Source organism: Bradyrhizobium icense (assembly GCF_001693385.1).
GTDB lineage: Bacteria > Pseudomonadota > Alphaproteobacteria > Rhizobiales > Xanthobacteraceae > Bradyrhizobium > Bradyrhizobium icense.
In genome coordinates this window covers 5,610,115-5,634,239 of record NZ_CP016428.1, presented here as the reverse complement: position 1 = coordinate 5,634,239, position 24,125 = coordinate 5,610,115, and the positions used below count along the sequence as shown (strand labels likewise).

General features: G+C 57.7%; 12 protein-coding genes and 6 pseudogenes. 10 read left to right on the top strand and 8 right to left on the bottom strand.

Features of this window, described 5'->3' with window-relative positions; all coding sequences use genetic code 11:
* Position 1: 1 nt before the first annotated feature.
* On the top strand, positions 2-1,756 hold the full coding sequence (locus tag LMTR13_RS26285) for a phospholipase D-like domain-containing protein (RefSeq protein WP_156795808.1): 1,755 nt from the start codon (positions 2-4) through the stop codon (positions 1,754-1,756).
* Between the two features lie 314 nt (positions 1,757-2,070).
* Here the strand turns inward: LMTR13_RS26285 and LMTR13_RS39855 are convergent.
* Positions 2,071-2,328: pseudogene (locus LMTR13_RS39855) on the bottom strand (Y-family DNA polymerase); the annotation flags it as partial.
* Between the two features lie 47 nt (positions 2,329-2,375).
* Positions 2,376-2,702: pseudogene (locus LMTR13_RS26275) on the bottom strand (SOS response-associated peptidase family protein); the annotation flags it as partial.
* 57 nt (positions 2,703-2,759) lie between these two features.
* Here LMTR13_RS26275 and LMTR13_RS41950 point away from each other — a divergent pair.
* From LMTR13_RS41950 to LMTR13_RS43195, 5 genes and pseudogenes are all read left to right on the top strand, one after another.
* Positions 2,760-3,823, top strand: a pseudogene (locus tag LMTR13_RS41950) (DNA-binding protein); the annotation flags it as partial.
* Between the two features lie 1,240 nt (positions 3,824-5,063).
* Complete coding sequence (locus LMTR13_RS26260) at positions 5,064-5,510, top strand: hypothetical protein (protein ID WP_156795807.1); 447 nt, start codon at positions 5,064-5,066, stop codon at positions 5,508-5,510.
* A gap of 83 nt (positions 5,511-5,593) precedes the next feature.
* Complete coding sequence (locus LMTR13_RS43860) at positions 5,594-5,803, top strand: nucleotide-binding domain-containing protein (protein ID WP_197521180.1); 210 nt, start codon at positions 5,594-5,596, stop codon at positions 5,801-5,803.
* 179 nt (positions 5,804-5,982) lie between these two features.
* The gene (locus LMTR13_RS41260; protein ID WP_156795806.1) at positions 5,983-6,123 is read left to right on the top strand and encodes a hypothetical protein; all 141 of its coding nucleotides are present in this window, start codon (positions 5,983-5,985) and stop codon (positions 6,121-6,123) included.
* Between the two features lie 191 nt (positions 6,124-6,314).
* Positions 6,315-6,437, top strand: a complete 123-nt coding sequence (locus tag LMTR13_RS43195; RefSeq protein ID WP_257784719.1) for a hypothetical protein — start codon at positions 6,315-6,317, stop codon at positions 6,435-6,437.
* 25 nt (positions 6,438-6,462) lie between these two features.
* On the opposite strand, the gene LMTR13_RS26255 is transcribed toward LMTR13_RS43195, so the two are convergent.
* The gene (locus tag LMTR13_RS26255; protein ID WP_065730308.1) at positions 6,463-7,788 is read right to left on the bottom strand and encodes an MFS transporter; all 1,326 of its coding nucleotides are present in this window, start codon (positions 7,786-7,788) and stop codon (positions 6,463-6,465) included.
* A 605-nt stretch (positions 7,789-8,393) separates the two neighbouring features.
* On the opposite strand from LMTR13_RS26255, the gene LMTR13_RS42900 reads away from it, so the two are divergent.
* Complete coding sequence (locus tag LMTR13_RS42900) at positions 8,394-8,807, top strand: hypothetical protein (protein WP_236843136.1); 414 nt, start codon at positions 8,394-8,396, stop codon at positions 8,805-8,807.
* A gap of 214 nt (positions 8,808-9,021) precedes the next feature.
* Here the strand turns inward: LMTR13_RS42900 and LMTR13_RS26250 are convergent, their stop codons facing one another.
* Together LMTR13_RS26250 and LMTR13_RS26245 are read right to left on the bottom strand one after the other, a co-directional pair.
* Entirely contained in the window at positions 9,022-10,428 is a 1,407-nt protein-coding gene (locus tag LMTR13_RS26250) for an MATE family efflux transporter (protein ID WP_065730307.1), read from the bottom strand.
* The gene (locus LMTR13_RS26245) at positions 10,421-16,888 is read right to left on the bottom strand and encodes a non-ribosomal peptide synthetase (protein WP_065730306.1); all 6,468 of its coding nucleotides are present in this window, start codon (positions 16,886-16,888) and stop codon (positions 10,421-10,423) included. Before LMTR13_RS26245 ends, LMTR13_RS26250 begins: the two co-directional genes overlap by 8 nt.
* Before the next feature lie 1,334 nt (positions 16,889-18,222).
* Here LMTR13_RS26245 and LMTR13_RS41250 point away from each other — a divergent pair.
* The 3 genes and pseudogenes from LMTR13_RS41250 to LMTR13_RS26235 all read left to right on the top strand — a co-directional run bounded on the left by LMTR13_RS41250 (position 18,223) and on the right by LMTR13_RS26235 (position 20,440).
* The gene (locus LMTR13_RS41250; RefSeq protein ID WP_236843135.1) at positions 18,223-18,471 is read left to right on the top strand and encodes a hypothetical protein; all 249 of its coding nucleotides are present in this window, start codon (positions 18,223-18,225) and stop codon (positions 18,469-18,471) included.
* 120 nt (positions 18,472-18,591) lie between these two features.
* Positions 18,592-19,230 carry a J domain-containing protein gene (locus LMTR13_RS26240; protein ID WP_065730305.1) on the top strand — a complete coding sequence of 213 codons (639 nt, stop codon included), beginning with the start codon at positions 18,592-18,594 and terminating at the stop codon, positions 19,228-19,230.
* Positions 19,231-19,405: 175 nt separating this feature from the next.
* Positions 19,406-20,440 (top strand): annotated as a pseudogene (locus LMTR13_RS26235) (IS110 family RNA-guided transposase).
* Between the two features lie 1,001 nt (positions 20,441-21,441).
* Here the strand turns inward: LMTR13_RS26235 and LMTR13_RS26230 are convergent.
* The 3 genes and pseudogenes from LMTR13_RS26230 to LMTR13_RS26220 all read right to left on the bottom strand — a co-directional run bounded on the left by LMTR13_RS26230 (position 21,442) and on the right by LMTR13_RS26220 (position 24,097).
* Positions 21,442-21,728: pseudogene (locus LMTR13_RS26230) on the bottom strand (type II toxin-antitoxin system RelE/ParE family toxin).
* Positions 21,729-21,731: 3 nt separating this feature from the next.
* Positions 21,732-22,024: pseudogene (locus tag LMTR13_RS26225) on the bottom strand (type II toxin-antitoxin system RelB/DinJ family antitoxin).
* Positions 22,025-22,891: 867 nt separating this feature from the next.
* Positions 22,892-24,097 (bottom strand): MFS transporter, encoded by a 1,206-nt coding sequence (locus tag LMTR13_RS26220; RefSeq protein ID WP_065730304.1) that lies wholly within the window; start codon positions 24,095-24,097, stop codon positions 22,892-22,894.
* Positions 24,098-24,125: the final 28 nt, after the last annotated feature.

Here is a 24,125-nt window from a genome sequence, read left to right as displayed (position 1 = left end):
GATGACAGTCTATATTCCGATCTACAAGGTTCGGGCTGATTATATCGTCAAGCAGGGCCGCACCTGGAGTGCATTCGAGCACATGGTCTTGTGGAAGCTCGCCCAAGAACGGGCAACTTCCCTCGAGCTTGCTGAACTCTCCGGCGTCCCGCTCCGGCTGGTTGTCGAATGCCTGATCGAGCTGATCGGTGTCGGATGGGTCGACATTCACACGAGCTCCGGCCGTGTCGCGTTTGAAGCGACGGCAGGTGGCAAAAAAGCAGCGGCACTAAAGAAGCTGCCGGAAGATACCCGTAACCTGCGCAGGCGCGATACCTTGTGCATGGAGCGGATTACCATGAGCTTTTTCCAGCCCGAGGATCTCACCCTCATACACAAGGACAAGCTTCCCGAGAATGCCTTCGTTCTGAGACCCAGGGTTTTCAAGTTGACCATGTCGCCGACAGGCAGTGTCGATCGGTTGTACATGAAGGAGGACGAGACCTTCGAGGAGTGGGTCGACCACAGGATCACGGCCCAGCGTCTTTTCGCATCGGTGCAAATCTCCGGTGACCAGGTCGAGGGACTGCCACAATACGCCTCTCCTGAATTTCGCCAAACGATCGTGGACGCTGCGACTGTCGCGCCGGATGCGGGCGACGATATAGCTGCTGAAGAAGTGACCGGTCGTGCCGAAACCCAACTGGAAACGGAAGATGGTTATAGCTATGCCGAGGTAACGGCGGACGATCTCGTGGTAGGCGGGCCTGCTCATCTCTCGGAGCTGAAACGCGTCCTGTCGGATGCGAAATCGTTCGTCATGATCCATACCTGCTTCGTGGGAACGGAAGCCGTGCGCCGTTTGATGCCTGATCTGGAGGCCGCGGCGAAGCGCAAGGTGAGAGTTGATCTCCTGTGGGGTCAACGAAACGAGGAGTTGAACGAGGAGGCGCTGAAAGATTTTCGAGAAGCGAAGGCGATGTTCGACAAGCTGTCTCCACATACAAAATCATATCTGCGCTTCGCCGAAACCGAGACCGGATCTCATGCCAAGATCGTCTTGGCGGATTCGGGGCCTCACGGATCCTATGAAGCTTACGTCGGCTCGTGCAATTGGCTTTCCTCTCTTTACCGATCAGTTGAAGTGTCGATCAGGCTGCGGGAGCCGCACGTTGTGGCCACACTTGCTTCGGCGCTGGCGTTCCTTCGGATCCCATCATCAGGCAAGTGGACAAAGGACGTCTATCGTCTGGCGGAGCTCCGCAATCAATGTCGCCGGATTGACGCGCGGAGCGATGGGCCACATCGCGTGGCGGTGCTGAGAGATCATGAGCATCTGGCTGCGGTTCGCGAAGCCCGTGATAGCGCAAACTCCAGCATCGTCGCCGTCTGCGATCTGTTGGGGCCGGCCGGTGAGACCTCGGTCTTCGTGCCGATGCGCGCGACCGACAGAAACCAGGTCGCCGTAACGCTCATCCATAACAAGCTCGCTAAAAGCGTCTCACCAGAAGAGCGTGAGCGCACCGCGGCCGCGCTTTCTGAAGTAGGCATAAAACTGTTTGCCGTCGATCAGGTTCACGGAAAATTTGTCACCTGGGACGATGACACTTTGCTGATCACGAGTTTTAACTGGCTCGCGACAACCTCCAATCCATGGAAGCCACGAGGGGCGGAAATAGGCGTCATCGTCAAAGGACCGGGATTGGTTGGTCATCTCAAGAATAAATTCAGCGAAATGGCCGGAATTGACCGCGATATTCTCGACTGCCAGGCCTGAGAACTGACGCGAGTTGTTGGAAGCCCGCCAGGGCACGCATATCCTTTTTTGCGAGTGAGCCGGCGAGAAGCCTTGCGCGTTTTTGATCGGCGTCGTGGTGCGGCGCTTGGAACGCGATCCTCGCAGACGTTGTCTAGCAACGTCTCGAAATCGAAAACATGCCGATCGCCATTGAGGTCTGCCAGCAGCACCTCGCTGCGACCAAGACTGCCGCGCCGCTGCGAACCACAATAGCTGACAATCATCGGTTTCTCGCGTGGTGCCGAACCGCTCACGGAACGAAGGAGATTCCACTCAATACCGGCACGGTTGGCAGGATCGAAATCAGCCTTGCGTCGTGCGATGTGTCGAGAGGCCTCCTTATAAACTTCGAAGCGCAGCTTTACGAAGATCAACTCTGCGCATTGCCGTTTGGCTGTCACCGAAGGCATCGCCGACCTAACCCCGAACTTGCGCGCCTCATAGCTCATAGCAGCTACGACGCTGCGCCCTTTGGATCCGCCCACCGCGACCGGCTTGCCCTGCAATTCCGGGTTGTCCCGCTGCTCCACTGATGAGTAAAAGGCATCCATATCGACATGGATGATCTTGCGCTGATGCGGTGATGGCCCCTTGGTAATCAGTCTCGTCGGTCACTCGTGGGCCCTGTTGGGTCTTCCTTGACGCCGCGGGCGACGACCCGGAGGATTCCATCCGGAAGCGGCCTTTGCAATTGCAATTTCAGGGCCTCGTTCGCAGGGACCGTCATCCAGGACTCGACCTCTTCCGGCGTCGTCAGGATCACCGGCATGGCCTTGGGATGGATGGCGCCGACCTCTGCATTCGGCTCCGTCGTGAGGAACGCGTAGAGGTCGTTGGTGGTCTCGCCTTTCTTGACCTTTCGGACGGACGTCCAATTCGTCCAGATGCCGGCGAAGCAGGCGAGGGGACGCATCTCATTTAGCGCACCGACGGGTTGGAGGCCGAGAGAGAGGCTCTCGGCCGCCCGTCGTGGAGAATCGACATGACGAAGGCTGTCCCAAAGATCACCCTATCACCCTCACGCGACATTCCATTCAACAAGCTGGTGTTGAGCCAATCCAACGTCCGTCATGTGAAGGCGGGCATTTCGATCGAGCAACTCGCCGAAAGCATCGCGGCGCGTACGCTCCTGCAGAGCCTGAATGTCCGAGCCGTGTTTGATGCCGACGGGAACGAGGCTATGACGAGCCATACCAGATTCGGCGCCTGTTGACCGAAACGACGGTCTGCGCGTCGGATCGCCGTGTGCGGTTTGTTGGACTCGCAGCTTACGAGCAAGCAGGCGGCGGCGTCATGCGAGACCTATTCGAACATGACGATGGCGGATATCTGCAGGACGTTGCCTTGTTGTTGGACCGTCTTGTCACCGACCAGCTGAAACTCGAAGCGGAAAGGATCGCCGCCGAAGGCTGGAAGTGGATTTCGATAGCGGTCGATTTCTCGTACGGACATACGAACGGCCTGCGCGAACTCGAGGGCAAACCTGTCGATCTCTCGCCTGAGGAGCAAGCCACCATGGACGCCCTCAATGCCGAGCAAGCCAAGCTTGAATCCGATTACCAGGATGCCGACGAATTGCCCGACGAGGTCGATCAGCGTCTCGGCGAAATCGAGCAGGCCTTGATGGCGTTCGAAGACCGGCCGGTGCTTTACGATCCGGCCGAGATCGCCCGAGCTGGCATCTTCATCAGCATCGATTCCGAAGGACGCCTTTCTGTGGACCGAGGCTACGTCCGGCCAGAGGATGACGTGCCAGCAGCTGATCCTGATGTCGCACAGGGTGCTGATCTGTCGTCGACCGAAGGGCAGGGGGCTAGCACTTCCGTCCAGCGCACGGTGATCGCAGTCGCCGGTCACTCGGTCGATGCCGAAGAAGATGATGAGGATGCGGCGAAACCTCTGCCGGATCGACTCATCACCGAGCTGACGGCTCATCGTACGCTGGCATTGCGGGATGCGCTCGCAGAAAATCCTGCGATCGCATTCCAGGCGGTGTTGCACAACTTCGTGCTAACGGCATTTTACCGGTTCGCGTCGTCCGGAAGCCTCTCTAAGTACGCTCGCTCCTGCGCACTCAGCACCAACGGCGCGATGGGCCGGCCTCTCACACCCGCATTCGTCACAAGCGCTCTCCTCCATCGAGAGATTCGAGCTATCATATAATGTGACGAACTTTGCGTTCCAGATGACTAGAGTGGCGATGGCGTTATCGCGCTCGGCCGCTGAGGTCGTGTAAAAGTGATCACCCACCGATCGCATCGTGTAAGTCGACCCTTCAAGTGATTACAGCAATAGCTTGCGCCCCCTTCGTTGGGAGTGCAAGGGGGCTCATGCGACATAACTTGGTTCCAGGCTCGACGTGCCTTACTGCGAATTGATCTCACTAGCGTCCATCTGCCGACGCGCCAAAAGCCCTGTTGCAAAACGAGCCGAGGAAGGGACGTTCTAGTACAGTAGCTCGCGGAGGGCAAAATGTCCGCTCTATCAGTGGCCGACAGAAGCGAGCGAGTGAGCCATGGCTGCACCAGGCCATGCCGTGGGCCCAGTCCCGTTTCGGCTTCCAGATATCTTGGAAAATGATAGTACTATTCGAAGGTCATCTGGAGAATGTCAGGTTCCTTGATCTAGCTCCGGAAGCTCGGACTCGTCGCAATTCGAGGCCAAAGCGGAGTTTCGCCCATGACCACGCCCGCTCCCGTCACTCCACGCCAAGGAAGCCAGCTTACCCGACAAAGCTTTAGCGTGGTTTCTGACTTCCTTACAGAAGATGTCGTGCTTGCTCTGCAGAGCGCTTCGAGGGGACGACGATACTTGGAGAGAGGCGCGCGCCGACGTCCATCTGTTTTTGGCAACCAAAGGAATCACCATTCCAGAAGGCCTCTTTATTAGCGTCCTTGAAAGAGCGCCCGACACGCGGATTGGGCCTCCCGGCCTAGAGCATCTCATACCTGCCTTGCCTTCGATATGCCCGTCAGGGTTGGTTCCGACATTAGTTGGAGAGACCAGACGGGTGTGCACGAAGATGATCGAATTGGAGTTTTGCTATTACGCGCAAGTCAGAGACCCTCCGGCGCCTCTGGAGCGTGTCTGCCAATCGCGCGGAAACGTCTGCCTCCGGTGGGAGAATCGGTACGAGGAGCGTTGGTATTGTAGACTTCCAAACCTATCTCACGCGTAGGGAACAGATCCCGCCGCGGTAACGCGGCCAAGTGGGGCCTCAACAGCAGAGTGCAATAAGCATATCTGGAGGCATCATGCTGACCATGTGCGATGTCAGGAGGAGAGCATGCCTCAAATTGAGACCATGCGCATATGGGTATATCGCGATTTAAGCAACCGCCTTGCCAATGAGCCGGACGATGGGGAAATGGCATGGGATGCGCACAGGCTGCGTCGAAAAACACTTCACGAACTTCTTGATGCAGATTCAGATTTCGAAGTGCTGGAGTGGGATCCGAACTTTGACGACGAAAAATCTACCCACGAATGCGGCTTGCTTGTCTTAGCGCTGAACTGGTTGGGCTTTACAACCGTTCCGGGAGCCCTGCACGCGTTTCTGATTAGCGTGTTGCAGGGCGTGGCGGTCGAAGTAGTGATACGCGGGACCGGAAAACTTATCGCTAAACTTGATCCAAGGATGCGGACAAAAGAGATCGGCGATGCCTACATCCAATTAGCCGATCAACACAAATACACCTGCGGCCTGACGGTACAGTCACGGTACATTTGGTAAATGGCAAGATCGAGAGCCTCTGGTACGAACCCGAATAGATCGTCCGCAGCTGTCATTGGTTCCAATACTGATGCTTCGGAGCCATCCTGCCGACTTCCTACTTCGACAAGATTCGATGCGATCTCGCGAGGACGGAGGGAGGCAAGACGTACAAGCGGTACGAAAGCGGCTCCTCCGTACTGCCGAAGAAGGTCGCCCTGAGATTCACCGTCGAGTCCACCAACGTGCCGCCACCCTACAAGATCGTCTGGCACGTGGAAAATCATGGCGACGAAGCAGCCGAACACAAGTAACTGACTTGGGAAACGCCCCCTTCCGACAGCTTCGAAAAGTGGACCGGCACTGCATTCAAGGGCTCGCACCGCATGATCTGTCGCATCGTAAAGGACGGCCTCGTGCAGGCGGAAACCTCGCACATCGTCAAGTCGCGCCCGGACGTTGGTGGAACGATAGGCGCACGAAGGGGGAGCGCATGAGCCGTACCGTCACAATTCCGACCGCCGGCATCGGCAAGGCCATCGCGGCCCTCACAATAGCCTTCGTCAAGCTTGTCCGACGGCGTGTTGAAGATCGTCTCAACCGGCCAGAAGGAGATCCCGCAGCGCCGGCATAGCGAACCGGACGCACGAAGCAGATTGACCGCGATCGCAAGGCACGCTCTCCTAGAGGTTGTGGGACACGACCATACACGGAGGCCGAATTTGTTCTGCCTTATCGAGCTACCAGAGCAGCCCTCAGGCTACGTCAATCTCTCGACCGCAGGCCTGGATCCGGAAATGTCTCCCGGAGGGGCTCCATCAGGAAGTGCAGCGACGACTGATCTCCAATCTCAAACACGTTCTCGTCGGGTTGAAGATGAAGGCCGCACTGATCGTTTTCGCCGCCGACAGGATGAGCGGCAGCAAGCGGCTCTGGCTGGAGCCGTAACCCGTTGTCGCATTATCCAAAGCTGTTACGGGCTCCGCGTATTCGCGGCCCGAATTTTCGACGGTGCCGTCTCGGGCATCATCAGCATGGCGCAGAGCCCGGCCGCGGTAGCGACAAGCATGTACCAAGCGGGCGCCAGCGCGTTCCCAGTAACGTGGGTCAGCCAAGCGACGATGAGTTGAGCTGTGCCGCCGAAGGTCGCTATCGCAACAGCGTAGATCGTCGCGAAGGCGCCGCCGCGGATGCTCTTGGGCAAGCCTTCGGCCATGCCGACATAGAAGGCGCTATACGGAATCGTTCCGACCAGGGTGAGCGCGCCGAGACCTCCGAGAAGCGCCATGGGACTGCGGCTCTCTACGATCCACAAGAACACCGGATAGGTCATCAGCAGCGCGGCGATTTGCGGCCATATCATGATGGGCCGGCGTCCGGCCCGATCTGCGAGCCAACCGCCCAGGAGTGCGGCAGCAATGCCTACTGCATTGCTGACGAGCGTGGTCGCAAAGGCGAGAGGCGCGGCAACTTGCAGGGTGTTCAGTGCATAAGTCGTCATATATTCCGTGACATAGGTGATAATCGTGCAGCTGGCCAAAATGATCAATCCCAAGCTCATGATGCGGCGGCTGGCACGCAATTTCCTTGCGGGCTCGACGGCGAGGGCCGGCGCTTCAGGTCGGTGCAGCGTTTCGGGCAGGGCCCTGCGCAACCAAAGTCCAACCGGCAGCGTACAGGCACCGAGCAGAAACGCGATCCGCCATCCGTACGCATCCAGCGACTCGCTTGTCATGGTGAGGGAGAGCATTTCTCCGACCAGCGCTCCGGCCGTTGCAGCTATTTGTTGGCTGGCAGGCTGAAACGAGACGGCAAGGCCCCGGCGTCCGGCCGGGGCCGCTTCCATCAGATAGGCCGTCGTCGGACCGACTTCGCCTCCCAGGGCGAAGCCCTGCACCAAACGCGCGAAAATAACCAATAACGGAGCGGCGATCCCTATCGTGTCGTACGAGGGCGTAACAGCCAACACGAGTATCGCGGCACTCATCATGACAAAACTGGCGGTCATTGCGGGCCGGCGTCCGACTCGATCCGAGTACGAGCCGATCACAATGGCCCCGATGGGTCTGGTCACGAAACCCGCTCCGAAGGTCGCGAGCGACAGCATAAGGCTGGCGAACTGATCCTTCGCCGGGAAGAACGCGTGACCGATCTGGATGGCGAAAAAGCTATAGGTCCCGAAATCGTAGAATTCGAGCATATTGCCGATCGTCGCGCCCAGCACGGCATGGCTGGTCAAGCCTTCATCTGCCGCAGGGAGGGTCGGCTTCGAGCTTCGCTGAGTGAATTGTTTAGCCATGCATGCTTGGATCCGTCTCGAATGCGATCCTAGAACATTTCGACCAACTATGTGGAGCACCTTGCGCTCCGCATGAGCAAGAAAGTGGATTCGCGCGACTCACCATCTCAAAAGCTGGATCACTACGGCGCAGCCGTGAGCCTGCACGTGGCCCATTGCAATCTTTGCCGCGTCCATGAAACCCCCGGACAACGCCAGCGATCGCGTTCGGCGTCGCGGATCGGGATCGGTAATTTGTTTTGGCGCAGCGCAACCAATGGCTGCGCTCGAAAGGATAGCCTTGTAGCTCAGAGCAGTGCCGGCAGCACATGTACCGCTCGAGCTCGTGAATCGGTGTTGTCTTTCGACGCCACATGATGTCCGCGGGCCTGCGCGCCATATCGAGCCCGCACCAAGGGCAAGAGCCGCCCTCGCTCACGCTCCGCACCATTGCCTCTCGACCTTTCGGCGTCAGAGGCGCATTCTTGTGGGTATCCATTCGGCTCTCCCCACCGAAACTGAAGCACGACAATCTCAGCTTCCTCGGTCAGGGCCAAATGGACAACTTTCTGAAAGCTCACTGCCGGAGCCGGAACCCGACGTGTATGCGCTGATCGCGGTGTTGCGTGCGTCGGGCGGCGCCCGAGAAGTCTTATTGCTTCTGGCGCCTGCGCTTGTTGTATCCGCGACAATACAGCAGGACAAAACACGCGGCTACGCTGTGTCTGCGCCAGGATGAGCTATTTCCTTTGATTAATGAACGGTTTGATGCGCTGTTTTCGCCACCGGCACGCATTTGCGGGATCCGACGATTGCTGCGATCAAAGGGTGCTACTCGAGCACAAGGTCATCTTTTCCGCGACCATTGTCATCACGATGCCGCCGAGCAGGGGCGATTCGCTGCCCGTTTGGGAAAGCTGGTGCCGCTTCCGACGCTCGTTGTCACCAAGGGAAATCGATCCTCGAGCTTGATCCTGCTCGCGGAGCTGGCCGGGCCGATGTGGCAGGCCGGTGGGACCTTGCCGATGGCTATTCCCTAGGATTTTGGTGCTGCAAGCCGTTGTAGTCCCCAATTTGGCGGCGATACTGTCTGGTCAAGCAGCGCGGCTGCTCATCTCGACCTGCCGCCGCCGCTGCAACGGCTTGCAGACGAGCTCTGGGCCGTTCACAGCAGTGTCTCCGACTATGCCCGAATGGCCCGTGTCCGCGAGGTCGATAAGAAGCATTTTGACGAGGTCTTCACCAGAATCATCTTCAAGACTGAGCATCCAGAAGCGCTCGATTGAGCTCAGCGAACTGGCGGAACATGACGAACAGCGCGATCATTCCGGCGCCCAGCTCAGCAATTGCTTGACTGGCCAACAGTCCGTTGAAACCCCATATGACCGGGAATAACAGTACGGCCGGTATGAAGAGAAAGCCCTGCCTAGCCAAGGACACAACCGCACTGAGGCGTGCTCTCCCGAACGACTGAAGCATTGTCGTCACGACACTCTGAATACCGAAAAGTCCAAAAAAGAGATGGAAGACGATGCAGGTCGAGACGGCAATTTCCGTGACCTTATCGCTATCGCTGAACAGCCTGACCAAAGGCCGGGCAAAAATCACAACGGCCACAGAATAAGCGACGGAAAGAGCGACAGTCACGGAGAGCATGAACTTCGCAGCCTTCAATACACGAGCAAAGTCGCGTGCGCCCCAACCGAAACCAAGGACAGCTTGAGAGCCTATACAGAAGCCCGTGATAGGCAGTGCGCCGATCGTCAAGATTCGCACAGCTATTCCCACGGCTGCGATGGAATCGTCGCCAAACGGCGCAGCAGCTCCGTACAAGAGCATAACGGCAATAGCAGATAAAATACTGGTCATGGTTGCCGGCGCCCCTACGAACGCGAGCTGTTTGATGCGATCTGCTCGCAGCGAGATGTGAGATATCCTGACGAGGACTATCCCGCGAAGCTTCGTAAAATACGCGATATACAGGCTAATAGCGGCGATTTGAGATACCAGCGTTGCGAGGGCTGCGCCTCGCACACCGAGGTCCAGTAAGAATATGAAGACGGGATCAAGCACAGCGTTCAGTATGAAGGCAGTAAACATCGTCCACATGCTGAATCGTGTGTTGCCTTCGGCTCTGACGATGAAGCCGTTGATGATGTTAAGAAGCATCAGGGTGTACCCGAACAAAAGCGTACCCGCGTAGTCGATCGCTCCGGGCATAATGGTTGGAGTTGCCCCGAGCGTTTCGAATATCCCTCGCAGGTTTAGAAGCAGAGCGATGGTAAAGCAGATGCCGATCGGAGCGGCGAGCGCGAGTGCAGTACTCGCACCTCGACTCGCCTCCAGGTACTCACCAGCGCCAAGATGACGAGATATGAACGACGCTGTTCCAACACCGATCCCCTGTCCGACTGCCGCGAGCAGGACCACGATCGGCAAGGTCATGCTGACAGCTGCGATCGCTTGCGTGCCAAGTGCGCCAACAAAGATCGCGTTGACGACCTGCTGCAACGCGTTGATCGATAAGCCAACAACAGACGGAATGGCGAGCCGCAGGATAAGACTCGCGAGATTGGAGTCCGATAGATCGATGTGCTGCTTTTTCTTTGGCGAGACATCGCGATCGATCTCGACGACGAATTCCGCATCCGGCTCATTCATCGTTGAAAGTGTCGCGAGCTCTTCCGAATTCGCTGATCGTCTGCAACAGCTCCTGTTGCAACACCGTGCAAAGATTGTGGGTCACCTCATAACCGATCTCGGTTGGATTATACCTCGTTTCGATCTGTAGATGGCCGGCTTGATATCCGACATCGAACCAGATTAGCCGAATCACGGCCGCTTCATCCCTGTCTTCGCCGACCCAGAGTGGAGAAGGGTCCTTGGCTAGGAGACGGCGTGGAAAATGGCGCTGCAAACCCGCTCGATAATTCAATCCAATTTTGGGTAAGGGGAGGCGATCGATCCGGCTCCGCACGGCTGGATCTCGGTTTAGGAATTTTATGGCCCGAAAGCCTATTCCCCTGCGCGGCAGGGCATTGCGCTGGCGGTATATTGAACGAGCACGATCGGGACGGGGCTCCGTTCCGGTGAGACTCAAGGGAAGCGGAACGAGCTCGCTGATAAAGCCGATGATCTGAGATGGATCGAGATCGTCAAACAGCCGACCTCGAGTTGAGGTAAGGCTATCAATCCAGAGCGAGTAGTTGCCGAAAACGCGTCCACAGGCGCCAGATATGGCGGCTAGAAACACATCAACGTCCTGGCAATGCGCCGATCTGGCTGTAATATTGAGGAGATCAGCTGTCGCTTCTTTATCAATCTCAAAATGGTACTTGGCCTGATCTTCCCAAAGGGATCGGAAATTCGCTTCATCCATGCGGCCTTCAAGACGTGCATAGTGAAGCTCTCTCGCGGTTACTTTCGAAAAGCTCGCGCCGGCCGATGAAGTGGCGCTGACGTGTAAATTGAACTGACGGTAGTCAATGCTCTCCCAGTATTTGAGTTCGGCTGGCGCTTCGCTGTTCGCGTAGTGCTCAAGGCGCTTCAACCATGGAGAGAGCATTTGTATGTTCTCAGGACCACTCACGGCGTGGCCTGAGGCAACGGCGTTGTACGCCGCATCCAATGCTTCCAGGAACAGTCGATAGCCTATCCCGTCGGCTACAAAATGATGCATCAGGACCAGCAGATAGTAATCGCCGCTTTGCGATGTGCGGAACACCGTGGCGTTAACAAGAGACGTCTGGCCGTCAAAGCGAAAGGTATGTTGACGTCTTGCTGAGATGCTCTCGATTGCCTTACGCTGCTGTAGGCCGTTCATTCCGACAAGATCGATCTCCTCCACGAGGCGTTCGGCCACGGAAGGTCCGATTGTCAGGCGTAGACCATCGCCGGTTCGGGCAATACGGAGTCTGAGGCCTTCGTGCCTATCCATGACATGGGCAAGGGCGCGCTCCAGGATTTGGATATTCAGGACGCCGCCGGGCAAGAAGAACAGATCGCCGATGTTGAAATGCTCATCGAAGCCGACAAGACGGTACCAAGATGAGATTGCGGGGGTAACTGGCAATGAGCCATCTGCGGAAGGGAAGCTATGGAGTGTAACCGCAGCTCCGTCTGCCGCCAATTCCCTGATGGTCGGTGTTCGATAGAGTTGGTCGACGGTGAGATTCAGCCCGGCTTTGCGCGCCAGCGTGACGCAGCGCACGCTCAGAAGAGAGTCTCCGCCGATATCAAAGAAGCTCTGATCGATTCCGACCCACTTGGCGCCTAATAGATCCTGCCAGATCCCGGCAAGAATATGCTCCGTCCTCGTGCGGGGCTCAGCAGATGGAACAGGCCCGACCTCGCGGTAAGGAACGGACGACAGGCGAGCACGATCTATCTTTCCGCTCGCCGTAAGGGGGATAGTGTCAACCAAACGGAAGGCGGCGGGAATCATGTAGGATGGCAATATGTGGCGCAGGTGGGTGACAATATCTCCAGAGCTTAGACTGTCGCGAGCCGGAACCACGCTAGCGGTCAAGCGACGATGGTCATCCGCGCCTTCTGCGACGACCGCGGCCTTTGCGATTGCCGGATGAGACTCAAGGGCCGCTTCGACCTCCTCCAGCTCAATGCGAAAGCCCCGTACTTTGACCTGGTTGTCCGATCGGCCGCAAATCTCGAGAAGGCCGCTGGTTGAGATGCGTGCGATATCGCCACTTCGATAAAGAACGCTGTATTGTCCGTCATCATACGGATTCGGCACGAAACAGCGGTTGGTCCTATCTTGATCTCGCCAGTACCCAGCGCTCACGCAGCGTCCCGCGATGCAGAGTTCGCCGGCGACCCCGACAGGAACTCTCTTCAACTGTGCATCGAGCACGTACAGTTTGACGTTATCGATTGGCCGCCCAACGGGGACGAGCGACGAGCCGTCGTAGGCATCCGATGTTTCGTAGACTGCTGCATTGGATGCACATTCCGTAGCACCATAGAAGTTCCACAACGGGACGTCCGGGAAATACGCATGCCAGCGAACCGGGAGCGAAGAAGGCATCGGTTCGGCGCTGCTTGTGACCAACCGCAAGGCGGTCGGTCGTGGGTGCCGTTCTTGTGAAGCAATGAGGCCGGATAGGAGCGGCGGCGAGGCAAATAAGTGTGTCACGCGACGTCTCGCCAACGTGCACAACAACAGATCTGGATCGAGCAACTGCTCTTGGGTCAAGATCAGCGTGGGCACACCTCTCAGAAGCCCCCCAAAGTACTCCCATGCCGACGCAACAAGTGATGCGGACTTCTGGACAACCATCACGTCGGTACTGTCGAACGGAAAGCGTCGCCACATCCAGTTCAGTCGATTGAGAATTGCCGATTCCGGTATAAGAACCCCCTTCGCCTTCCCGGTTGAGGACGAGGTGTATATGAGGCTCGCAATTCCCTGATCTGATGGTTTGTCGCTGCACTCAAAATCGTGCGCGGGCGCGCCGCACCCTTCAAGGGTCAATAGAGAAATCGACGGCACGTCAAAACCAAGATCAGAGGTATTTGCGTGAACCAAAAGCTTTGCCTGACTATCTCGCAAGATATGTTCGATCCGATCACGCGGATAATCCGGCGATATAGGGACAACAATGGACTGCAAGGCTCGTGCCGCAAGAATGACAGCGGCCACGTCAGGCGTCCGGTCGACCAGCATGGCGACCATATCGCCAGCCCCCACGTCGGAAGCCCGCAGTAACGACCTGATAGCTGTTACGCGCTCACGCAGGCGGTCGAATGTGATCTCACCGAAATCACCAAAATATGCCACTTGGCTGCGATTTGAGACGCTGATTTGCTCGAACGCTTCGATAAGCGGACATTCAGTCTCATATGGCTGCGCCGAGCTATTCAGCGAGTCCAGCATAGTGACGTCTGACGCGCTGAGGCAGCTCAGATCTTTAATGGGCGCAAGCGGCTTCTCAACGCAGGCTGCAATCAGACAGCGCAGATTGTCGGCCATGCGGAGAATCAGATCGCTGGAAAATATGTCTTCCGCATACGCGAGCTGGAGGGCAATTTCATCGCCCTGATCTTGTGCATACAAGGTCAGATCGAATTTTACATAGCCGGTCTCATATTCGCGGAATGTCAGATCCAACTCATGTTGGCCAAGTGGCTCCGCGGCCTCGGAGTACATGTTGAACATGACCTGGAAGATCGGTGATCGTCCCGCTTCGCGATGTAGCCGGGTATCCCTTACCATCCAGCCGAAGGGATATGCCGAATTTGCGATGGCATCGCTGACCAGGCCCTGGATGCGCAAGGCTTGAACCGCAAAGGACTGGCCGACATCGATCGCGGTGCGGATTGGCAGCATATTCAGGAAAAAGCCAACAATTTCGGCGCTGCCAGGTTGATCCCTTACGACGTGCGGTATGCCAACGATAATATCATCCTGACCGCTATACGTCCGCAGCAGCAGCTTGAAGCATGCCAGGAGTGTTGTCGACGTGGTGCACCTATGTCGGCGCGCAAACTCACGTACCTGATTGGAGAGCTCGCTGCCAAGCAGCACCGCATGCGAGGCGCCGCGGTAGGAATTTGTCTGCGGCCGCGCTCGTCCCGTTCCAAACGAAAGCACCGGCGGATCATCGCCAATCTGACGACGCCAATAGCTACGTTGGTTGGCCAGCGCCTCTGGAGTAGCGTGTTGTGTTTCCCAGACCGCGTAGGTCGAGAGTGACGCACGGTTCTCCGGCAAGAACGCCGCGGCATCTGCGTACCTTTGTCGAAGGTCCCTGAGTAGAACAGAGATCGACCAGGCATCGATGATAATTTCGTGAGCGGTGATCAGTATGAGATGGTTATCAGGTCCAAAACGGATCATGCGCGCGCGAAACAGATGGCCTTGGCTGAGATCAAAGCGGCCGTTCAGCTCTGTTCGCCGTAACTCTGCGACCAGCTTCTCAGCTTCCTGCGACGTGAGATGAGATGCATCAGTCAATTCAAGAGTTGCGCATTGCGGAGTATCAAAAAGCTGAACCGGACCGTCCTCGTCGATAAAGCGTGCCGAAAGTGCCTGATGGGAATGAACGACATCGGTCCAGGCGCGATTGAACGCCGCCAGATCGATCATGCCCCTTATTCGCAGGCCGCCTTGAATGATGTAGTTCCTGGCAGACGGATCGAGCTGCGAGAGAAACCATAGGTGCTCCTGAACTCGCGTCAGAGGCGATCGCATAAGCTTTCCGTACGTCGGGGCTGTGCACGGTTTGGAGTCGACCCGGGCCGAGATCGAAGCCGCAAGAGATCGGATCGTTCCATTCAGGACCAGCCTGAAATCCGTTCTCACTCCGAGCTGGGTCTGCAACTGGCCCAATATGAGCATTGCCTGGAGCGAGTCTCCGCCGAGGCTTATGAATTGGTCCGTCACGCCAATGTTCTCAATACGCAGAACGCCGGACCAAATGTGACACAGCTGGGCTTCGAGCTCTGTTTGCGGTTCCTCGAATGGCGTCGGCAATGGAGGGCGAACACTGGTCGGGTCCGGCAATGCTCCAAAATCGACCTTTCCGTTTCTGGTCAGTGGAATACTGGCGAGGTGGATGATTCTTTCTGGGAGCATGTAGGTGGGAAGCGCTTCGGCAAGAAAGTTCTGAAGCTCGCCTTCCGTTACTTCAGCCGGAGCTGACACATACGCGATGAGTCGTCTTGATCCAGTTTCCCCCTCGGCCCTGGTTATATCTCTCGCCGTAAGCTTTACGCCTGCGCAGACGGAGGCGACCGCGACGGCGCCACGTACCAAATGATGAGCGGCGAGGCGGGCCTCGATTTCTCCCAGCTCAATTCTGTGCCCGCGGATTTTGACCTGACGGTCCCGTCGACCAAGACATTCGAAAAGGCCATCGGAACGAACGCGCCCGAGATCACCTGTCCTGTATAGGCGCTGGAACGACGGGTTGTTTGAGAACGGGTTTGGCCCAAAGGCATCCTTGGTGCGAACATCATCATTGACGTAACCAGCGGCGACACCAACGCCGCTAACACAGATTTCGCCGACCTCTCCCGTGTTGCACAGCCGCGGTCCGTCGGCGACATAAACCACAAGGTTAGAAATCTGTTTGCCGATCGGCACATAAGGGTCAGCCAGCGCAGGCGCTACGGAAACCAGATGATGCGTAACGCCGTCCGCGCACTCGGTCGGCCCGTAATGATTGAGAATCGGGACCCGGGGATATAAGGCAAGCCACGCACGCGCCAGTCCGGGTGTTAGAGGTTCTCCGACCGTTGAAATAATCCGCAAACTGTCCAGAGCTCGCTCAGCCGCCGCAAGCGACTGCAGATATTCAACAAATATTGCAAGCATCGACGGAACGAATTGAACAACCGTCACACCGTACCCTTGAATTGCTTTGAGAAGGGATACTGGCGATTTCAGTGTCGCATCATCAATGATCGCGATACAGCCTCCGACGCAAAGCCCTGCCAGAAGCTGCCACAGCGAGATGTCAAAGCAGTGCGATGCCGTCTGCGCGATGCAATCCGTCCGAGTGAGGGTTAGGGCATCAATCTTTGCCACCAAATGATTATTTAGGGCTGCGCGCTCGATCATTGCGCCTTTAGGCTGGCCGGTCGAACCGGACGTAAACAGAATGTAGGCGAGTCCATCCTCGCTCGATGGTGGCACAACAGGCGAAGTCTGGCCCTCGCGCAGCGCCGCCTCTATCGCTATGAATTGCGTGGTGCCTTTGCTGCTCGCCTGGCATAGGCTGAGCGAATCCAGCTGGTCTGGGCCAATAATCAGAGCGCAGCGACTCTGCTCGATCATGAATGATGTACGCGAAGCCGGTAACGATGGATCGAGCGGCAGGTATGTTGCTCCAGCCCTCAAAATTGCAACTACCGCCGTCGCCCAGTCGAGGTCCCGCTCACCCCAATAGCCAACGACCATGCCGCGAGCGCCCCGCTCTCGTAACGTCCTTGCGAGGGCATCCGATCTTAATCGCAGCGCTTTGTAGGTGAGTTCGTCTGCGCCGTACCTCAGCGCAACCCTTTGCGGATCCGATCTAGCAAGGCGATCGATCGCGGTGATCGCGTCGATCGGTTGAAGTTCCACAAACTGATTTTTGCCTGATCGATTTTCCGTAGGCATACGCGTCCCGCCATTCGTCGCCTTCTGCGGCCGTTAAATCAAAACACCGAGGATCCTGAGGATGTGCATTGCGTAACCACCCTGGTGCTGCAGTCATGGTGTGCCGTTTTGCCCGTTTCTTAGCTTCTCGTCCTTTGCCTTCACTACTGTTTCCTCGATGATCGGCAGGGGAAAACGGCCGGACGCTAGGGCCTCAAGTTGGCGTTGGCATCTACCGGATCTGGTAGTAGACACGCGGGTAGTCTGCATGGCACCCGCAACCGAACGCGCCCGGAGACTCGCTCCGGCTTGTGATTTCTTGCATTTGTAGACGCCTGGACTATGGTTTGGTGCTCTCCTCATGAAAGCGGACTTGGCGCTCGCCGGGATGCAGGTCGCCTGCGGCGACCAAGCCGTGACATCGATTGTGCAAGAACCAACACGTGTCACCGTTTTCCACGAGGCCGGCGTTGTTTGCATAGCCGCTGAAGGGCAGTCGTTAAGCGCTCAAACGTTTTGACGCTCTTGGCCATAACGAGATAGCTGTCGGCGGCGTGCCGGGTCGTGGGTGTGCAGAACCATCCACCGCGAGGTCCTTGGTCTGCTGATGTTCGCAGTCGTTCACCTTGGTGCACATGAAAACGCGCTCTTGCTGTGAACGGCAGGCGACGTCCAGTCCACCCGAAAGGCGTCCCGATACGGCTTTCCGAACCGGAATTGAATTGCGGATGGCGCCTACGCTTAGTCTCCACGAGACGCATGCTCGGCAACTCCTTTTCCTAGAGCAGAACCGATAAGAATTGTGTTGCGGCAAAGCCACTCCGCACTACGGCGAAGCCGGAACCGGACTGCTATTATCACGCGGGTATTCGTGGTAAGCTGGAAGCGCTGATGATGAGCCTTTCCTGCGCGTGCCGCGTTGCGTGATTGATCGCTCGCGATGATTTTTCCCAACCAGCCGAACTTCGATAACGCGCGGCGTAGCCGGTGCGATCCCTGTGCGGGTAGACGGGTCCAGCGTCCAGGCCGGCTCCGCTCGTCGGTAATATCCATTGGCTTTCACCGTTTCGCATGAGCCTCGCATAGGTGAGATCGAAAGCCTGTCCAGGCGAGAATCTCCTTCTACTGCTGCAGCGAGAAAGGCGGTTTCCTGCTGCGCAGCATACGGTCGGACGCTACAGCGCGATTGTCAGCTTCAAGACTATTGTCCACAACCTGACGCATGCACCCGGTACGAAGTAACTGGCGCCCCCCTCGATTTCCAAGCGGCACGCTGCTTGCTTCAGTCGCGGTGCCATCACTGATGGCAGCTTGAAGGCGCGGTTGTGGATCGGGAAAGCGCCGCGGAGTGTTTGATGCGATCTGGAGTTCGTTTTTGGGGAGCGACAACGATTGCGCTGGTCGCAAGCGGTGCAGCCGATTCGGCGGACCTTGTGCCAGCAGTACAACTGCCACCGGCCCTGTGGAACTGGTCCGGAGGATATATTGGCGGGCACGTCGGCGTCGGTTACGGCCAAAAATCCTTCAGTAATCCCTACGGTCCGTCAGTCTATGGCGTCGTCGTCGATACTCCTGTGTTCCTGGCAGGCGGCCAGATCGGCTAAAACTGGCAGAAGAATAGCTGGGTGTTTGGCCTCAACCTCGATGCCAGCGGTGCTGTCTCCAATGGCACAAATACCTGCCTCGCGGCCTCCGGCACAAGTATTGCGTAGTCAAAGTCAGCCATGCCGATCGATTCATCAAAATTCTTCGACTCCATTCGCATCAAACCTACCAAGGTGAGTGCGAAGCGCAAGGCGCGGGCGGGTCAGGAGGCCGTCACCTGCGAATGGGCGGGCTGCCAGAACAAGGGCTCGCACCGCGTGCGGAAGGGGCGCGAGAACGCGCGCGAGTACTGGCACTTCTGTCTCGACCATGTCCGTGATTACAACCAATCCTACAATATGAATCCGGAAGCGGTTGCGCGCTACCAGAGGGATGCGCTGACCGACCATCGCCCGACCTGGAAGATGGGCGTCAACACCAGCGCCAAGCGCGGCAAGGGCAACGTCGAGGAAGACCTCGGCGGAGCCGCCGATCCCTTCAACGTGTTTGCCGAACTCAACGGCCGCGCCGGCTGGCGGCCTGGCCCCGGCGCGCAGGGCAAGCGCGAGACCCGCACGGTGATGAACGCCGAGCGCAAGGCGCTGCAGGTGATGGGGCTCACCGCCGAAGCCACGCTCAAGGACGTCAAGGCCAAGTACAAGGCGCTGGTGAAGCAGCACCATCCCGACGCCAATGGCGGCGACCGCTCCACCGAAGCCCGCCTGATCGAGATCATCGAGGCGTACAACTATCTGAAGACCGTGGTGCGCGAGGCGTAGCGCCCCGCGCGTCAGACCCGTAGATGGGGTAACGGGCCGGCCGCCCGCTCGCTACGGCGCGATTTGGAAGCGCGCTCGCGAGCGGCCTATTGGTCGAAAGGCGGTCGTCCCTCAAACTGATGGTGTCAATAACGGAGTCGGGCGAGCCCGCTCCAAGCATCATCGAGGGACGACCATGTACCACTATGCAGGAATCGACGTGTCTTTGGAAAGCTCGACCATTTGCGTGGTCGATAGCACTGGCAAGATTTTGCGCGAGACGAAGGTCGCGAGCGAGCCGGAGGCGCTGATCACCTGGTTCCGATCGCTGGGGCTGGCGCTTGAGCGGATCGGGCTTGAAGCAGGTCCTCTGTCGCAATGGCTGTATGCGGCGCTGCGGGAGGCAGGCTTTGCGGTTGAGCTTTTGGAGACCCGGCACGTCCGCGATGCCTTCAAGGCGATGCCGGTGAAGTCGGACCGCGATGAGGCCCGCGGGATCGCGCAATCGATGCGGCTCGGCTGGTTCCGCCCGGTGCACTGCAAGTCGATCGAAGCGCAGGAGACGCGCGCCGTCCTGACGGCGCGCAAGCTGCTGCAGTCGAAGCTGCGCGATGTCGAGAACAGCTTGCGCGGCGTACTCCGGGGCTTTGGCCTGAAAGTCGGCAAGACCACCGAGGGCACGTTCGCCGGACGTATCCGGGAGCTGGTTGCCGGCCATCCCGGCCTGGAATTGGTGGCAAAGGCGCTGCTCGAAGCCCATGCCGTACTGCGGCGCGAGTTCAATGGTCTGGATAAGCACACCCAAAAACTGGCCAGATCGCATCCGCAGGCCAGGCTGTTGATGACAACGCCTTCCGTCGGTCCGATCGTGGCGCTCACCTATGCCTCCGCGATCGACAATCCAAGCCGGTTCCGATCCTCGAAGACGACCGGGGCGCATTTTGGCATCACGCCGAAGAAGTACCAATCGGGATAAACCGATTACACCGGCCGCATCAGCAAGATCGGCGATGCATCGGTGCGCGAGGCGCTCTATCAGGCGGCTCACGTCATGCTGACGAAGCCGGTCAAAAACTGCTCGGCGCTGAAGGGCTGGGCCATGCGGATCGCCAAACGTGCGGGCATGCGCAAGGCCAAGGGGGCGCTGGCCCGCAAGCTCGCCGTTATCCTGCACCGCATGCTCGCTGATGCAACACCGTTCAACCCGACGGCTAAGGCCGCGGCAACCTGAGCAAGGAATATCAATCGGTTCTGGGCGAGCCACGACACCAGGCTCTCCCCGAGCGAAGTCCCTTCGCCGGGACGATGGATCCGGTCAGGCCGCCATCCGGGAAGTGGCCACAACCACGCTCCCCGTAGATTGGCCGGCCGGCTCCTCATGCACCCCCTAAGGTGACGGCCACCGCGCCGATCCCGTACAGAAGCACGTGCCCGCGAGTGACAACGCAAAAAGGGATTGACTAACCAAGGCCCGTTACAGAAGCCCGGATGAAGCGCAAGCGTAATCCGGGCCTCTCTCTCGCAGATAGATTAACCGTTCCCAGACTACGCTTCGCTCCATCCGGGCTACGATGTCATCCGTTAAGAAGCCGATTCAAGAGGTGACCGGTCGCTGGGCGGCTGCGATGAGGGCGGTCAGGAAGAGGCACCAAAGAGCCCTCAGCCAAGGAGGATGCGGTTGTGGCCGATGGCGGAGAGGATGTTCTTCACGGACGACTCAATAAATGAGTCGAACAGAAAATGCACTTATTCAATGTGCTTCCTCAGTCGGTTGAGCGAGTATCGCATCAAGATCAACCATCTTGTCATCCTCAAATCGGACCGTTGCACGCAAGCAGACTTGCTTGCGCGCACTGAACGCAGCACGACTGGAAGTACGCACCTGTTAAGTGGGACAATGACGAATTGATACTTTTGAGATAATCGAATCCATTGCAGATGCGCATAACTCCACTGGAACGAACCAGTCAGACGCATGAGAAATCCCCAACTTTCCAAGAATGAGGGAACCAATCCGTCCGAAGCTGGCGCGATTTGCCCGCGGCGTATAGCGCCGACTCTCATTCGTTCGGCGTTGCGAGGCCTCTCGCAGATCGGTCGAACCCTAAAGTAGAGGCAGACCTTCCCCCGATTTACATTAATGAAGGTTATCGTAGTCTGACGGCGACCTGGACATCCAATTCAAGAAAAAGAGATCCATCTCCGGTCGCAGGATACTGCACGGAGCCGGCCTCAATCGTCATTGGTAAGTGCGTCGGGCCACGCGCCGTGAAGCACGCGCAAGATGGGAATAGTATCACCGTCGACCAGGTAGGCCCGCCAAGATGTGCGTGGGATGATTAACTTGCGCGTGCCAGCGACGCGCCCGGGCCGGCCACTGTCAGGAAAGTCGAGCAGGCCCGCGCGGCATCGGCAATCTGTTCATCAACATGGACCGCTGCACGGGGATTCTCGGCTTCGATGTAGCTGAAAAAGCCGTTGCGATCGGACAGCGCGAATCGCGACCAGACGAGTTTCACCGTTCATGCTCCGCCACTTTTTCGAAGCGCAGCGGTACGGCGTTGCGCTAAATGCGCATCGACCTCGGAATAATCGAGATTGGGCCGGCTATCCGCCAGTCCTTCTCACGAAACCAGCTATCGTAAGTTTGGCTCTTGCTCACGGGCTCCAGCAGAAGCATCCCTTTGTTAGCCGTGCGTGTTAGCAGGATCCGCACGGCGTCGGATACCGTGAGACCCATGTTTTCCAGACAGGACTGCGCATTCAACTCGTAAAGCCCTGGTTCAAGCTTGACGCGTGTTGCGGCGAGCATCATCCATTGGTCGTACGCAAAATGGCATCATCCTTTCAAGAATTTCGGCTCCGTGAAGTTTGATTTTCCAGGTGAGCGCGGCGTCGAAGCTGGGCCATGTCGGTGAACGGTGTCCTGGTCGACCGCAACCCTGATCGGAGACCCGTTGATCGAAACCCAGCCGACCAATACGTTTCCGTCCCACTCCACGCCGCTAATTTTCTCGCTTGTCATCGTTCAATCTATGTTGAAGTCGGAGTTCATCGAAAAACGATCCGTCAAGTGACTGTCGACGGCCAGAGTCATTGAGCATGTGAGTAGCGCCGAACTCGTCCGCGGGGGTGTTCCGACACAGCACTGCCGCTGGCCTCTCAGGACAGTGTTTAAAGCCGGCCACTTGTCGACCCAGGATCGATACGAGACGGTGTGCGCAGAATTTGGGAAAAAGAACGTGTGGCATAAACCGCGAATTCGCGTAAGAAAACATTTTGGGTTCAGGCGAATTGCTTGCGCAAAGTATCGCGCCGCCAGCACCTTTCGATTTCCAGTGGCATGGAGAAATCGCGCTAGCGCCAAGGCGCTAGCGCGAGCTTCCGTTTCTCACTGCGGACGTTTGCCGACCGCGTAGACAGTCTTCAGGTCCGGCAAGCGGTCGACTGCCTCGCCCAACCGGCTTGAAGGGAGCATCCCCCAGGTCCGTTAAACCACGGGCGTCCGCTCAAACCACGCTCCGTGAGACTTCGTCTTGGTCTTCAGCGTAAGTGGGCGCCGCCGCGGGGATTGCCTCCATTCGTCGACTTACCCATTCAACTCTGTACTTGCCGAAGGACATCACGGCGAATCGGGGCGAAGCTGAGTAATGTTGCCTATTGGCTCATAGGGTCGTGTGCCCTAGTCGAACCTAAGGAATGCCGGAGCCGCAGCTTCTGCGGGTGCGACATCGCGCATGAAGGCAACAGCCAGTCCCACGCCGATGAGGCCGACCAGGATGGCCCCTACAGCAAGGGATGTGACCCCGCTGACTTCGACGAGGATGCCGCCGAGAAAAGCGCCGATGGCGATTCCTGCGAAGGTGGTCGAGCTGTTCATTGCCAGAACGAGCTTCGACCTGTCCCCGGCCAGACCGAGAAGCCGGTGCTGGATCGGGACGAGATACATATAGCTCACGTTGCCCCAAAGAAAAGCGATGAGCACGGTTAAGGCACCATGGTGCCCGAATGCAACCAAACCTACGAGAAGAATTAGTTGTGCGCCGACCGCCGCAATAAGGACTTTGTAGGGGCCGAAACGATCGGTCAGAAAGCCGCACGCTGCGTTTCCCGTCACAGCTCCAAAACCGTACGCAAAGAGAGCGGCTGAGAGCAGCGGCACACCGGTAAGCAGAGAACCGGTGATGAAGACGCTCACATAGGAGTAAACGATGAACTCGGAGACAACCACAAATAGCGTAACCGAAAGAATCCCGTAGACGACCTTGGAGAAGCCTTTCGAAGCCGGACCGTTTCCGCGCTCCGGCGCCTTGGCAGAGACACCGGACATCATCGGGGCGAAGATCAGCAATGCGAGAAGCCCGGCAACGACGACGAAACCGAAGGCGAAACGCCAGCCGATGGCATCAGCGATCCAGCTGGTTGCCGGAACACCCGCAACCTGTGAAACGGTCATGCCACCGAAGATGAGGGACAATGCCAACCCTTTGCGAGCGGGCGGCAGGAGCTCGGCCGCCAGTGCGGTGGCTGCCGGGGTGAACATCGCTGCGCCGTAGGCCGAAATGACGCGAGCTGCAGCGAGGGTTAGGAAGTTCGGAGCGATTGCGCAGATCAGGTTGCCGACGATGAAGATTGAAACGGATAGGATCTGGACATTGCGGCGGCTTACGGCCTTGAACATCCAGGCATTCAGCGGTGCGAAAACGGCGTAGCAGAGTGCGTAGATCGAGATGATCCAGCCCGCCGCGCCGGTTGAAATCTTGAGGTCACGAGAAATCACTTCGAGTGCCCCGATGACGACAAACGTATCTAGGCCAATCGCGAACGCAGCGATGGTCAGAGCGGCAAGGATCAGTTTCGTTCGCGTATCGGGAGGGGATAAGCTCATGACAGTGCTCGTTCAGCTTATTGTGATG

Excerpts from the sequence above, each read along its gene's own strand:
- LMTR13_RS26285 (WP_156795808.1), top strand. The coding sequence starts at position 2 with ATGACAGTCTATATTCCGATCTACAAGGTTCGGGCTGATTATATCGTC.
- LMTR13_RS26260 (WP_156795807.1), top strand. The coding sequence starts at position 5,064 with ATGCCTCAAATTGAGACCATGCGCATATGGGTATATCGCGATTTAAGC.
- LMTR13_RS41260 (WP_156795806.1), top strand. The coding sequence starts at position 5,983 with ATGAGCCGTACCGTCACAATTCCGACCGCCGGCATCGGCAAGGCCATC.
- LMTR13_RS26255 (WP_065730308.1), bottom strand. The coding sequence starts at position 7,788 with ATGGCTAAACAATTCACTCAGCGAAGCTCGAAGCCGACCCTCCCTGCG.
- LMTR13_RS26250 (WP_065730307.1), bottom strand. The coding sequence starts at position 10,428 with ATGAATGAGCCGGATGCGGAATTCGTCGTCGAGATCGATCGCGATGTC.
- LMTR13_RS26245 (WP_065730306.1), bottom strand. The coding sequence starts at position 16,888 with ATGCCTACGGAAAATCGATCAGGCAAAAATCAGTTTGTGGAACTTCAA.
- LMTR13_RS41250 (WP_236843135.1), top strand. The coding sequence starts at position 18,223 with ATGCGATCTGGAGTTCGTTTTTGGGGAGCGACAACGATTGCGCTGGTC.
- LMTR13_RS26240 (WP_065730305.1), top strand. The coding sequence starts at position 18,592 with ATGCCGATCGATTCATCAAAATTCTTCGACTCCATTCGCATCAAACCT.
- LMTR13_RS26220 (WP_065730304.1), bottom strand. The coding sequence starts at position 24,097 with ATGAGCTTATCCCCTCCCGATACGCGAACGAAACTGATCCTTGCCGCT.